General features: G+C 39.1%; 10 protein-coding genes. 2 read left to right on the top strand and 8 right to left on the bottom strand.

The window, feature by feature from the left end; all coding sequences use genetic code 11:
- Positions 1–8: 8 nt before the first annotated feature.
- Together pfkB and AAA926_RS06140 are read right to left on the bottom strand one after the other, a co-directional pair.
- Complete coding sequence (gene pfkB / locus AAA926_RS06145; RefSeq protein ID WP_338212128.1) at positions 9–923, bottom strand: 1-phosphofructokinase; 915 nt, start codon at positions 921–923, stop codon at positions 9–11.
- On the bottom strand, positions 923–1,678 hold the full coding sequence (locus AAA926_RS06140) for a DeoR/GlpR family DNA-binding transcription regulator (RefSeq protein ID WP_338212127.1): 756 nt from the start codon (positions 1,676–1,678) through the stop codon (positions 923–925). The genes pfkB and AAA926_RS06140 overlap by 1 nt, the downstream gene beginning before the upstream one ends.
- Positions 1,679–1,966: 288 nt before the next feature.
- Here AAA926_RS06140 and AAA926_RS06135 point away from each other — a divergent pair, with 288 nt between their 5' ends.
- Together AAA926_RS06135 and add are read left to right on the top strand one after the other, a co-directional pair.
- Positions 1,967–3,322: a threonine/serine exporter family protein gene (locus AAA926_RS06135; protein WP_338212126.1), complete on the top strand. Its 1,356-nt coding sequence runs from the start codon at positions 1,967–1,969 to the stop codon at positions 3,320–3,322.
- A 179-nt stretch (positions 3,323–3,501) separates the two neighbouring features.
- On the top strand, positions 3,502–4,521 hold the full coding sequence (gene add / locus AAA926_RS06130) for an adenosine deaminase (protein WP_338212125.1): 1,020 nt from the start codon (positions 3,502–3,504) through the stop codon (positions 4,519–4,521).
- Between the two features lie 102 nt (positions 4,522–4,623).
- On the opposite strand, the gene vprA is transcribed toward add, so the two are convergent.
- The 6 genes from vprA to AAA926_RS06100 all read right to left on the bottom strand — a co-directional run bounded on the left by vprA (position 4,624) and on the right by AAA926_RS06100 (position 13,826).
- Positions 4,624–6,069: a vinyl phenol reductase gene (gene vprA, locus AAA926_RS06125; protein WP_338212124.1), complete on the bottom strand. Its 1,446-nt coding sequence runs from the start codon at positions 6,067–6,069 to the stop codon at positions 4,624–4,626.
- A 65-nt stretch (positions 6,070–6,134) separates the two neighbouring features.
- On the bottom strand, positions 6,135–8,000 hold the full coding sequence (locus AAA926_RS06120) for an FAD-dependent oxidoreductase (protein WP_338212123.1): 1,866 nt from the start codon (positions 7,998–8,000) through the stop codon (positions 6,135–6,137).
- A 29-nt stretch (positions 8,001–8,029) separates the two neighbouring features.
- Entirely contained in the window at positions 8,030–9,250 is a 1,221-nt protein-coding gene (locus AAA926_RS06115) for an MFS transporter (RefSeq protein WP_338212122.1), read from the bottom strand.
- Positions 9,251–9,279: 29 nt separating this feature from the next.
- Positions 9,280–10,764 (bottom strand): FAD-dependent oxidoreductase, encoded by a 1,485-nt coding sequence (locus AAA926_RS06110; protein ID WP_338212121.1) that lies wholly within the window; start codon positions 10,762–10,764, stop codon positions 9,280–9,282.
- Between the two features lie 205 nt (positions 10,765–10,969).
- Positions 10,970–11,881 carry a LysR family transcriptional regulator gene (locus tag AAA926_RS06105; RefSeq protein ID WP_338212120.1) on the bottom strand — a complete coding sequence of 304 codons (912 nt, stop codon included), beginning with the start codon at positions 11,879–11,881 and terminating at the stop codon, positions 10,970–10,972.
- A 142-nt stretch (positions 11,882–12,023) separates the two neighbouring features.
- Positions 12,024–13,826: an FAD-binding protein gene (locus AAA926_RS06100; RefSeq protein WP_338212119.1), complete on the bottom strand. Its 1,803-nt coding sequence runs from the start codon at positions 13,824–13,826 to the stop codon at positions 12,024–12,026.
- Positions 13,827–13,885 lie beyond the last annotated feature (59 nt).

Here is a 13,885-nt window from a genome sequence, read left to right as displayed (position 1 = left end):
TCCTCAAATTACGAAATTTCTTCAACATTAATTTGCGGCAAGACCGCATCAATCTGACTTTTAACAGCAATATCTTTAGTAAAAGCTGTGGCAGCACCACAGGCCATACCAATACGGAAACTTTCGGCCGGATCCTTCGTTTTAACATAAGTACCGACAAAGCCAGCTGTCATTGAATCTCCAGCTCCAACCGAATTAACGGCTGTTCCAACCGCTGCTTTGGCATGATAAAAGTGCTTAGGTGTAATTAAGTAGCCGCCTTTACCAGCCATGGAGACCATAACATTTTGTGCACCCATGTCAAGCAATTTGCGCGCACACTCAAGCATCTCCTGATCTGACTTAAATGTAGTTTTGAATAAATCAGCTAGTTCGTGATGATTGGGTTTAATTACTAGCGGTTTATAACTCAAAGTATCAAGCAAAGCCTGACCAGTAGTGTCAATTACAAATTCTGCTCCTGCTTCTTTAATAATAGGCAAAAGTTCTTTATAAAAATCAACTGGCAAGCTTGGTGCTAAGGAACCACTCAAAACCACAATGTCACCTTTTTGCAAATCGCTAAGGCGTGCTTTAAAAGCAGTTATTTCCTGATCTGTAATATTAGGACCAGCGGCATTAATCTCTGACTCCTCTTCTGCATGTACTTTGACGTTCACGCGAGTCACATCAGAAATAGTGACAAAATCATTAACTATGCGGCGCTGGTTTAGCTGACGTACCAACTCTTTTCCCGTAAAGCCGCCAACAAAACCCCAAGCCGTGTTATCAATATCTAACTGGTTAAGAATTTGGGAAACATTAATTCCCTTGCCGCCAGCCAGAAACGTGCAGTTATCAGCACGATTAACTTCACCACGGTTAACCTGCTCTAATTGAATTACATAATCTAAAGCAGGATTAACGGTAACCGTATAAATCATTAGCAAATCTCCTTCAAATTAATTTTAGCGGGCAACAATTTTTTATCTTTTGCACTTAAAGAAGTAGTAAGAACTGTTACATCCTTTACTTGTGCAAAAGTCGCAAAACTGCGCTCACCAATTTTAGAAGTATCGGTCAAAATGTATGCCTGATCGGCCTGAGCAATCTCTATTTTCTTAATTGCTGCTTCTTCAGTATCGGGTGTAGTCAAGTTCCCCTGGCAATCAAGTCCATTGGTGCCAACGAAACTGGTAGAAAAGTTCATTTGCTGCAATTGCTTTAGAGCTGTTTGCCCCACCACAGCATGAGTATTTTCTTTAATCCGACCACCTAAAAGTATAGTCTCAATTCCATGATTAAGGGCACAAAGTGCAGTTTCTAAACCATTTGTGACAATCGTTACTCCTGGAATCATGGCAATAAAAGGAACCATTTCATAAGTTGTCGTACCTGCGTCAATAAAAATATAATCATCTTTATGGACATAGTTTTTAACAGCATACTGAGCGATTAGCTTTTTATCATTATGATTCATAGAAAAACGAATGTGTTGAGACACATCATGAGTGAAGCTTTTGATTGACTGCGCACCACCATGTACCCGTTTAATCAGACCTTTTTCTTCCATCTGGTTAAGATCACGCCTAATTGTTGATTCGGACGTTGAAGTCATTGAGCAAAGATCACTCACTCGACACAAGCCATGCTGATTAACGTAGTCTTCAATCACTTTTTGCCGTTCCTGCGTTAACATACATTTCACCTCCAGACAGTATTTTATTCGCTTTAAAAATTAAAAGCAATCATTTTCAATCATAATTCATCATTTTCTTGCAAAAGCGTTCATTGATAGTGAAATAAAGATAATCATAGCCGACGTTAGCGTCAATTTACGATAGAGATATCAGCTATTACATAAAAACAGGCAATGTAACAGCCACAGTTTTTTACATATCCATTTTAAAACTGTCAAATTGGTCCAATCACGAGTGTGGTAAAATTAAAATATTACAATATTAAAAGAAAGGCTATAAATTCAGTCATGAAAGACAAGCAGTCACCAGCACCAGCTTCCAAGATCTCTAGCAAACACCACATGAGAATCCACTGGAAACAATTTTTTAAAAGCTCAGATGATACTTTAGTCAAAGATATTACATTGGTAGAAAAAGGATCTTTAGTCGGTAGAGTCGGCATAATGTTGCTGCAATGCGGAACGGGAGCCTGGCGAGTTCGTGATTCAATGAATACAATTGCAAGAGCACTCAAAATAACTTGCTCGGCAGATATTGGTTTAGTAACTATTAGCTATACCTGCTTTGATGTTGACAATAAATCTTATTCACAAACACTTTCTTTACCAGTAACAGAAGTGAATATGAACAAGCTCAACGAGATGGAAGATTTTGTCCGCAAGTTTGAGAATGAAAATGAACATTGGACAATTGGAGCAGTTCATCATAAGTTAAATCAAATCGAACGCCACACTCAAAACTATCCTTTAATCGTTTCCGCTTTGAGCGCCGGCCTGGCCTGTGCCAGTTTTATTTTTTTACTTGGTGGTGGCCTGCCAGAAATGTTTTGTACATTTTTAGGCGCCTTTGTTGGTAACTATTTACGCCAATTAATGGGTAAAAAGAAAATTACTCTTGTTGCCAAAATTACTGTCGGTGTGGCTGTTTCCTGTGCCGTGTATTTCCTATGCTTTAAATTAGGAGCAACGATTTGGGGCTGGAGCAATAATCATGCCTATGGCTATATCGGTTCAATGCTCTATGTCATTCCCGGTTTTCCTTTTATTACATCTGGCCTTGATATGTCGAAACTTGATATGCGTTCAGGACTTGAAAGACTGACCTATGCTATATTAGTCGTCATGATTGCATCAATGGTGGGCTGGGGCATGGCTACGATGCTCAACTTATCGCCGGGTGCTATGCCAAAACTAAATCTTAATCCGCTTTGGTTAACAGTGTTCAGAATAATTGCCAGTTTTTGCGGTGTTTTTGGCTTTTCAATTATGTTTAATGCTAAATTATCAATGGCAACAGTGGCTGCCGTGATTGGTGCTCTAGCAAATACCCTGCGTTTAAGTCTAGTTGAATTTAACCATGTGCCAGCTGCTCTAGCAGCATTCACCGGGGCCTTATTAGCAGGACTAATTGCCAGTTTTGTACGTGATAAAGTTGGTTTTCCCCGTATTGCAATCACCGTTCCTGCAATCGTAATAATGGTTCCCGGTTTATACATGTACCGCGCTGTCTTTAATTTTGGCATTACTAACATTAATGTTGGTGCTTATTGGATTATGGATGCTTTGATGATTATTACTGCCCTGCCAATCGGTTTACTTACCGCTCGCATTTTAACAGACGCAAAGTGGCGCCATTGCGACTAAAATACTTAACTGGAATTTTTAATTATTTTACCTAACTAGATCTTTAGTTAGGTATTTTATTAGGAACATAAACTTCATTAATCCTTATTTTTGTTCGTTTTTTACTCTATTTTTATTATTAAAATTGTGCTAAACTAAGATAACAAATTAAAAACAAGAACATTATTAAGGAGGATTATATGAGTTCAGTCGTTACACCAGAATTTACCCGAGGCTTGCCTAAAGCCGAATTGCACTTGCATATTGAAGGTACTTTAGAACCTGAATTGAAACTGAAATTAGCTAAACGCAATCATGTCGATATAGGTCAAACTACAATTGAAGATGTCCAAAAGACTTATAATTACCATGATTTGGCATCATTTTTAGCTGTGTATTATCCGGCAATGAATGTATTACAAACTGAAGAAGACTTTTATGACTTAGCTTGGGACTACTTAACTAAGGCAGCTGCCAATAATGTGCGGCACGTTGAACTCTTTTTTGATCCCCAAGCTCATACCAGTCGCGGCATCCCCTTTGAAGTCGTTTTAAACGGACTTTATCAAGCTACGATTGATGCCAGAGCTTTAAATGTCGACGCTCATCTAATCATGTGCTTTTTACGTGATTTTTCAAAGGAATCAGCTAGAAAAACACTGCAGGAAGGTCTGAAATACAAGGATAAAATTATTGGCATTGGACTTGATTCTGATGAACACAATAATCCTCCTCTAAAGTTTGCACGTCAATTTGAAGACGCAGCCACTGCTGGACTGCACATTACCACTCACTGTGATATTGATCAAAAAGATTCAATCGAACATATCCGTCAAGCTCTAGAAATTATGGAAGTTGAACGTCTTGATCACGGCACCAACATCGTGGAAGATCCAGATTTGGTAGAATTAGCAGCCAAAAGACAAATTGGCTTGACTTCTTGTCCATTGTCTAACACTTATGTATCACCAGAGATGAAGGGTAAAGAAGTAATTGACCTTTTGAATGCAGGAGTCAAAGTATCAATTAACTCGGATGATCCTGCCTACTTTAAAGGCTATATTAGTGACAATTACTATGCTTTAGCGCAAAAATATCATCTTAGCCAAGATCAAGTAGTACAACTAGCAAAGAATTCTTTTGAAACCTCTTGGATAAGTCAAAGGCAAAAGCAATTATATCTAGATGAAATTGATCAATTTGTAAAGGCAAACGCATAATTTAAGAATTCAAGCAAAAAGGCCAGCTCTTATTAAATGAGTTGGCTTTTTCGCTGGTATAATGTTTTATTTTATTTCTTAGAAATTATTTTTTTGATTATTTTACTTCTGAGCCGCAATTGCTTTAATTGCATTGCGTCCAGAAAAGATGCAATATCCCGCATGTGTTCCCGGAATATTAACACCGTAAGTGTCACCATAAAGAACTGCAGAGCCATCGCCACCAATAGCATACAAACCTGCAATAGGTCTGCCTTTGGTATTCAAAACTTCGTTATTGGTGTTTACGCGTAGTCCATCACCTGTAGTGTATGCACCTACACCTAATTCGATAGCATAGAATGGGCCTTCGCCATCTACTGGCAACATGTATTTAGCCGGTTTATGAAAATCAGTATCTTCACCATTTGCTGCCATTTCATTATAATGCTTGACGTATGCCACTAGGTTAGGGGTATCAATTTCTTGAGCTAATTCCTCCAGCGTTGCAGCTTTATGCAAATATTGACGACCTTCTTTTTCAGCTTGGGCAATATCATCACGCAAAGTGGGATATCTGTCTTCTGGAACAAATGGCTTCATGGATCTTGGATAAGACTTGTCAGTAAAGTCATCCAAGATCTTTTGGCTAAAGATGCAGAAGACGCGGTCTTGACGGTTCATTGAATTACCTTCATTAGCCCAGTTGACCACAGCTGCACTTTCGTCGACAAAGCGCTCTCCCAGTTCGTTAACCCACATTTGCGGTTGATCACAAACTGAACTCCAGATAGCAGTTCCCCACAATTTAAATGATGGGACTGTCTTATCTTTCAGCTGACCGCCAAACATCATTGCCATTCCAGTAAAGTACTTCTTAGCACCTAACTTCCAAGCAAGTCTCAAACCATCTCCAGTGTTTTTACCAGAGTTAACTGGAATAATATTGTCTGGATTTTGGTGAGGCGTACTTTCTAATAGTTTTTGGTCATTTAAATAACCACCGGTAGCAAGCACAACATTTTTGGCAGTAACTATTTTAGTAACTTTTTCAACCACATTGGTCAGTGTTACATCAAAGGTGTGGTCAGAATTTTGCTTTAAGTCAGTCACTCTAGTTAGGATAGCTATTGTAATGCCTTTTTTCTTAGCATATGGCTCCAAACCGTTGTGAATGGCATCATGACCCTTGCCTTTAAACAAGTGCCAAGTTCTAGCTCCAGAACCTAGATTTGCTACCATTTCAATTTCAGCACCATGATCTTCGAGCCAGGAAACATTTTTGCCGGCATTGGCAATGTATTTTTGCCACATCTTGCCGTCTGCTTTGTAGTGCGAATAAGTTAACTCTTCTTTGAGCAAATCATCCTTATCAAGAGTTGCATTATCTTTCTTTTGCATTTCGGAATCAGCAGCAAAAACTCCTTCAACATAATTACCAGTACCGCCTGTTGTTTTACCTTTTTCAACAAGCAAGGTTTTCAAATTATTATCAACAGCTTCATCTGCAGCAGCAAAGCCTGCAAGTCCTGCCCCTACAATCACTACATCATATTTTTCTTGTGTCATAGTTTATTCCTCTAGTAAAAAATCATGTACAAATCAGCTAATTCATACATGATTTTTGCCATAATCTACTTACCAGCTTTGGCAGTTTCAGCAGCATCGATTCCGGCTAGTCTACCAGAAATATATGCAAAGCCTAAAGTACCACCTTCAAAATCAACGTAGGCCTTACCATACATTCCTGAGGCATCGGCACCAGCTACATAAAGGTTCGGTACTGGTTCACCATTTGGAGCTAAAGCATGCATTTTTTCATCAATGGTTGCACCACCAAGAGTGCCCAAATTACGAGCGATGAATTTCACAGCGTAAAAGGGACCCTGCTCTACTGGAATCATTCTCTTAGTATCAGAGAAGAACAAATCGTCTTCGCCTTTCTTCTTAGCGTTATTGTATTGCTCAACTGATTTGGCCAAATTATTTTTGTCAACACCCATCTTTTCAGCTAATTCTTCGATAGTGTCAGCAACAAAAATAACATTGGTTGAAGCCAGTTTATTCAATAATGAAGTAAAGTCGGTCTTTTCGTGTTCATGTTTGATACTTTCTTCAGTATCAGTTGGGAAGTTAAATTCCATGTAAAACTGACGATGGTTCTTCCACTTGCCGTAATGATCTTCAATTGCGACAGTTCCGCCTTCTTTAATCTTATCCAGCATTGCCTGGTCAAAGACAACAAATTCAGTTTGTTGTGGTTGTTCTGACAATTCTGCACCATGAACAGCGAAATCAAGTGCATGAGTTTCACTGGCATAACGTTGACCACGGTTGTTAACACGCAAGTTAGGAAAATCAGCTAAGGCATTGACAGGCATCCAGTTTGGACCAACAAGTTTAGCCATTTCGCCAATATCCTTGTCACTAAAAGTTTGCCAGAAGTAATGAGTAGAACCATTAATATGGTGAGCAGTACCTGCATTCCAGGCCATGTTCAAGCCATCACCAGTGTTTTGCAAAACTTGACCTTGGGTGCTGACATCGCCAAGATACTTCTTGCGCATTTCAGGACTGCCACCAAAGCCACCAGTTGCAATGACAACTTTCTTAGCATTAACGTGAATGGTTTCTTCATCGCCTTCAGCAATTAAACCAGTAACTTTGCCTGCACTGTCTTGCAGCAATTTTTTACCGGCAAAGCCAAAGTACATCTTGCCACCGATTGACTTGAATTTTTCAATTAGTTTGGTTACGGCCTTAGTACCGCCTTCTTGATAGCCATGAAGAGTAGCTGGCATGCCAATATGGTCATAACTACCGCCTGTACCAGCATCAACCAATTTCATGATTGCGCCGTTTTCATTCAGCCAGTCAACCGTCTTACCTGATTCGTCAATAATGCGGCGTACAAGAATTGAGTTCATGTAGCCTTGAGAAGCATCCATGTATTCGTCATAGAGCCACTTCTTAGATACAACTGCATTTTGATCTTTTTGTTGTTGACTGTCACTGGCAAACATACCACCAGCAAAAGTAGTTGCACCAAGTGGAGAAATGGTTTTTTCAAACAAAGCTACACTTGCACCATGTTGACGAGCTGCTAAAGCAGCTGCCACACCAGCACCACCGGCACCAACTACTGCAACATCAACGTCAATAGTTTCTTCCTTCTTGCCAGCAGTTTGACCACCATTTTCTTTAAGGGCGTCAAAGTCGACTCCTGCCTTGTTCAGAGCTTCTTTAACGCCTTCAATAATACCGTGTGAAGTTTCAGAAGCACCAGAAACAACGTCAACATCGACTGATTGCTGATCCACAATTTTTTGCGCCATTTTCTTAAATGCGTTATCAGCCAAACTGTCGGGAGTATATTTATCTAACGGTTTAACATTTACTATCTTGTCTGAGTCAACCTCTACTTCAAGGTTGATTTGACTTTCCTTACCTTGACCAGAACCGGTATACTTTCCTGGGTTCTCGGTTATTTTTTTTGTCATATAAATGACCCCTTTCACTTTAAAAAATCTTATTCAGCATGACGACGAGCAGCGTTTGCGTCTGGTAAAACTGCCAATACGATAATTTGTACTACAAAGACAAGACCTTGAATAATAAAGGTTAATGCATAGTTCTTACCAGCAATTGAAGAAATAATAACTGGAAGGAAGAATGATAATAGCAGTGATACTGTACCAACAAGTCCACCAGCACTACCAGCGTTCTTAGGACCGATTTCTGGGAATGTAATTGGCATAGCCTGCATAATTGGACCAGTCATAGCGCCAAATACACCGCCAAGGATTAGTGCAATGCTTAATGGCATTCCTAATGGAATATACCAAGTTATGGCCATCAACAGACCACCAAGAGCAGTAATAACAATCATCATTGGTTTAGCCTTTTTGGCCTTATTGATAATTGCTGGGCCAAAGAGTGAACCTGCTAAACTACCAATAGTAGCAACAGAAGCAACCACACCAGCAGCTGCAGGAGTCATTCCCCTGGCAGCGAATGCTTGTGGCAAAATGCCTGAGAAGGCCTCACTCGCACCCATACCAAAGCCAACAGCTAAAGCAACATACCAAGTTTTCTTACTTTTAGCAGCAGCCTTGAAGAATTCAAATGATGACTCAGATTTGCCTTGTTCTGTTTGGGGTTGTGGAACTTCTTCACCCTTAGGAGTGTCTTTAACAAAGATTATCCAGCAAACAGCTAAAACCAATAGTACAGTTGATGAAAAGATATATGCCTTTTCAACAGTTGGGAACAAAGAACTGGTAGCTTGGGAAAGCATAATTCCGACACTGGCAGAAGCAAAGAAGACACCCATAGCTGTATTAGTATCTTGTTTAAACCAAGTACCAAAGATTTTCAGAGTATTAGCATTTAGCAAAGCCATATAAACTCCGAAAAGTAACAGGGTTATAAACATTGTGATGAAGTTATTAGCAAAAAGGCGACCATATGCACCAAGTACTGAGATAACCAAACCGACAGAAACAATTTTCTTAGCTCCGAACTTATCGGCAAGAGAGCCGGCAGGAATACTTAAGAAAACTGCAATAAGCATTGGTGCCATTAATAAACTTTGAAATTGTGCTGGTGAAATATGCAGTGCTGGCATAATTTGAACAGCTAAAGCAGAAATCTGAAATTGAATGTAACTACTAATTGCGTCAAGCAAAGCAGCTATTGCTAAGATTACCCACCTATAATTTGAAAGTTTAGGTAACTGTTTTTCATCCATAATATATAAAAACTCCTTTATGATAAAAACTAATTTTCAGCAGCATATTGTCCGGCTAAACGACCAAAGGTCTGGGCGTGACTGCAAGTAAGGCCAGGAATTCTATCTGGATAACTGCCCCAGAAGAAGCCACCACTGGCGTTACCGGCTGCGTATAGGTGAGGAATTGGATCACCATTTTTGTCAATGACTTCCATCTTAGTATTGATCCGTAATCCATCCAGAGTAGCAAGTAAACGACCACCCATGATGACACCATAGTATGGCGCTTTATCTACTGGGAATAACCTGAACTTCTCTTTACCAAAGTCGGTATCAACGCCTTTTTCACACATCTCGTTATAACGTTTAACACTGTTAACCAGGTTATCTTTTGGCAAATTCAATTTTTCAGCTAATTCTTCAATCGTATCAGCTTTCTTAACCATACCGTCGTCAATTCTGCGTTGAATTTCTTCTTTGTTTTCCTCAGTATTGTAAATACCAGGCCAGCCTAAACGAGAACATCCTTGGGTTCTGAAATCTGCCAAATGATCCATAGTATCTTCAGACCAAATTTGTGCTTCCAGGTATCCTGGTTGCTTAGCCATTGCATTAATATCAAATTGGTAAGGAACACTTTCATTACCGAAGCGCTCACCTTTGAGATTGACTTTAAGCATAGGATAAGCACCCATCCAGAAGTAGCCTGGGTCTTTAAAGTCAATGACATAATGGTCTTCAGCCTTAGTGCCAACAGGAACTGCTCCACGATCAAAAATGATTTCAGCTGGTTCCTCATCGCGAGCGGCGCCGACTTTAAGACCAGCAAGAATACCTGAGCCATCGTCACGAGGTCCATCTGAATAAACATTCTTCTTGTAGCCAAGTGGATCCCATTTCTTCATCAATTCAACATTGGCACCGTAACCGCCAGTACAAATGATGACACCCTTATTTGCTTTGTACTCAGTCTTTTCGCCACTTCCGCGATCGCTGGTAATTACACCAGTAACTGCACCATGATCATCTGTCACTAATTCTTCTAATTTAGTATTGTACTTAAGAGTTACTCCTAATTCTTTAACTTTATCAATTACCCAGTCGCCATAATGGGCCCAATCATTATCAGGAGTAGCAACATCTAATTCCGTATTGAAAGCAGTATTAACAACAGTTTCATAGTGAGCATCTGGTTGTGCTTTTAAAATGCCCCCATTTGGTTTCAAAATATTATCTTCCAGCCAATTGGCTGTTTCATCTGTATGATTTGCCCAAGTCCACAGTAAACGTTCATCAACGTTATCTTGGAAGAACAAGGTTAAAAAGTTCATTAGTTTAGCTTTATCAACTTTAATTCCTGCTCTTCTTTGAGCGTTACTGTCCAGCGCAGCAAAGAATGAACGGAATAAAAATCTTGAACTTCCTTGCTTGTCAATCAGGAGAACTTTTGCTCCTTTTTCAGCAGCGGCACAAGCTGCCATAGCGCCAGCATTGCTGGCACCAGCAATAATGACATCATAAGTATTTTCCATTTTTATACCTCACTTCTTTAAACAAATCCTTTAACCGTTTTCATAATACTATGAATCAAGTGAATTTATGCACCATATTTAGAATTAAGAATTACTAAATGGAATACAGAACATAACAATTTAAAAAGGCAAAATAAAAAATGCTTGTAAGATCAACGTTTAAGTGCTAATTACAAGCATTCCAAAAACAACTTTTATTTGTGCATTACTTATTTTTATCCTCAGATAAATATTCGTTTATTGCTTTTTTTAATGTACTGGCCACTTTTTCAAGTACAGAATCGTTAGTAAAGCTTTCCATGTATGCAATTCCATATGGGGAAATATCATGATAATCAATAGGAATATATTTAATTCCCTCTGATTGATAATCTGCAATGAAGTTAGGCAAAATGCCATAACCCCACCCACCTCTAACATAAATATCCATGGCCAAAAAATCTTGTACAAATTTGATATGTTCCATGCCTAATTTATTGATCAAAGTAGTTTGAAAATTCAACTGTACATTTAAAGAACTGTTAGGATCAAGTAAAAACACGTCACGATCGAATAAATCAGTGATAGCAATCTTAGACTTTTCCGCTAAAGGAGAACCTTTCGGGCAAGCTACAACTACTTTGCCCTGAACCATTGGTTCGAAGCGAATATCTTCAACGACATCAACATCTTCTCGTGCAATTGCACATAAATCAACGTGATGGTTGAGAAGTTCACCGATAGAATTGTTGAGTACAAAGACAAACTGGATATTCAAGTTACTACCGGATTCACGCAATTTACGCAAAAAAATGGGCAGAATTTTTTGTTCAAACGGTGTATCGCAGACTCCTATTCTTAAAAGAGTTTCAGGATCATTCTTTTTGCTTTGCAAGTATGCTACCGTGTAATCCATATCATCTACCACATTGCGCGCAACACGATAGAAATACTTGCCGGCGCTCGTTAAGGAAATACGGTGATGAGCACGATTGATTAAAGTTACCCCCAGTGTATCCTCAAGATCCTTAATATTTTTAGAAACTGCCGACTGGGAGAAATTTAAGCGCTCAGCTGCAATAGTAAAACTGGAATTATCTATGGCCTTAATAAAACAGCGTAATTGAGTGAAATTCATTTTATTACCTCATCAAATAATTTTGTTTCTACGTATATTATACTAAAAATTAACGAACTTAAAAAAGACTGTCCTATTAGTTACTGCTTTGAACTATACAAAAGGGTCATTTAATTTTAATGACCCTTTTTAGCAATACTTACTACTTTATTTTACTTAGCGCATCCCTAACTGCGTCTTTGAGACCGCGTGATGAACTCGAAGCACCACTGACTGCATCAACATCAACAGTATTTTCCTGAACCATCTTAGAAGGCAGAGTCTTAATGGCTTTCAAACCATAGTCATCCGACTCAGCCTGTTTCAAAACTTCAATATTCTTTAGGTTCTTTTGCTCATCAACAGTTACCCTGACAACTATTTCATCACCCATGCCTTTAGTAGATTTACCAATGTATTGGTTCTCTCCTGTTTCATAGGTTTCATGTTTAAGATCTGAAGTTAAATGCTTTTCATGCATAGTAGCACCGCTTGCTGCATCTGTTGTTTCATCAACCTTTGGTTTAGCCGCATTTTCTCCAGCAATTTTGCCCCAAATTAAACATTCTGCCAGATTATTACCGCCCTGATATTGGTTAGCACAGATACCGCCAAGTTCACCAGCAGAATAAAGATTAGGGATAGCTTTGCCTCTGGTATCCAAAATTTCCGCATTCTTATTTCTTCTTGGACCACCTTGAGTGTTAAGCATTGTCTGTTCTAGCTTGACAGCATAAATCGTATTACCAGCAAACGCACGCAAAGTAGCTGGATCTCTTCTAAATTCGGGATCGTCTTGTTCTTGACATGCTTTATTAAAACGATTGAGAGTATCAGACAAAACTGCTGGATCAACCCCAATTTTATCGGCTAGTTCGGAAACGGAGTCAGCCTTGATAACATTTTCTGTGTACGGCTTGTAATCGCCAATGATTTTATCGTTATCCAACTCCTGCTTTTTGGTTTCATCAAAAATTAAGTATGGGTGTTCTTGGTTTAGCGGTACTTTCCATTGGCCGTGATTCTTGATGTGACCGTGACGATTTTCTTCTGCTTCATTAAAGTATCTGGTACCGTCATCGCCTATAACAAAAACACTGCCGCTAGAAACAGCTTCATTTTGGACTCCCAACATTAAACGGCCACGTTGGCCTGCTGGAACTGCAAAAGCCATGCCATGAAGCAGGCCTACAGATTCATAATTATGTAAATGCCAAAAATCAGCACCAACTTCCTGGGCCATTCTCAGCCCATCACCTTTGTTATAAAGGCTGCCTAAAGGTGCCAATCTCTTGGCGCCAATAAAGTCTTCAATCATTCTTTGGTTATTTTCAAAACCGCCGGTAGTCAGTACGACACCATTTTTAGCTTGAACCTTTAATAGTTTACCATCGCGTTTAATAACCACGCCGTAGATCTTTTTGCTTTCCGGATCTTGAACTAGTTCTTCGGCAGGTGTCCCATACAAAACATCAATTTTGTCTTGTCGCTTTACTACCTGCTCCTTTAAAATCTGCCATAAGGCAGCATCAAACCAATGTTTAGTTACAGAGGTTAAATCATAGGACTCTGAACCTGGAAATTCCGGATATTCTATGATAGTAATACTTTTATCAGTAGCATATTCCTTAGCACTATTTGGCTTAACACCCAAATATTTAGAAACATATTCAGGAATGTGCACCATACCGTCAACATAAGTATCAATCATATCTTCGTCAAGTTCCATTGGCGCCGTTAGTTTTTGATAATACTTTTTCATTTCATTAAAGTCATCGCCAGAACCAATTAATTGAGCCGAATAACGAGTATTACCGCCTTCATGACCCTCTGGAGCCGAATCAACCAGCAGTACTTTAGCATCATGGTCAGCTGCAAACCGTGCTGCAGTAGCACCAGCACCACCAAAACCTAAGACAACAACATCATAATTTGCATCCCATTCAAAGTTTTTATGATAAATCATATAAATCTCCTCATTAATTAAATCGTTTTCATTTAACAAGTTAATTTTATCACATTATT

It is taken from the genome of Lactobacillus juensis (assembly GCF_036246285.1).
Taxonomy (GTDB): domain Bacteria; phylum Bacillota; class Bacilli; order Lactobacillales; family Lactobacillaceae; genus Lactobacillus; species Lactobacillus juensis.
Note: the sequence above shows the minus strand (reverse complement) of the source record. Positions and strands in the feature narration are given on the sequence as shown.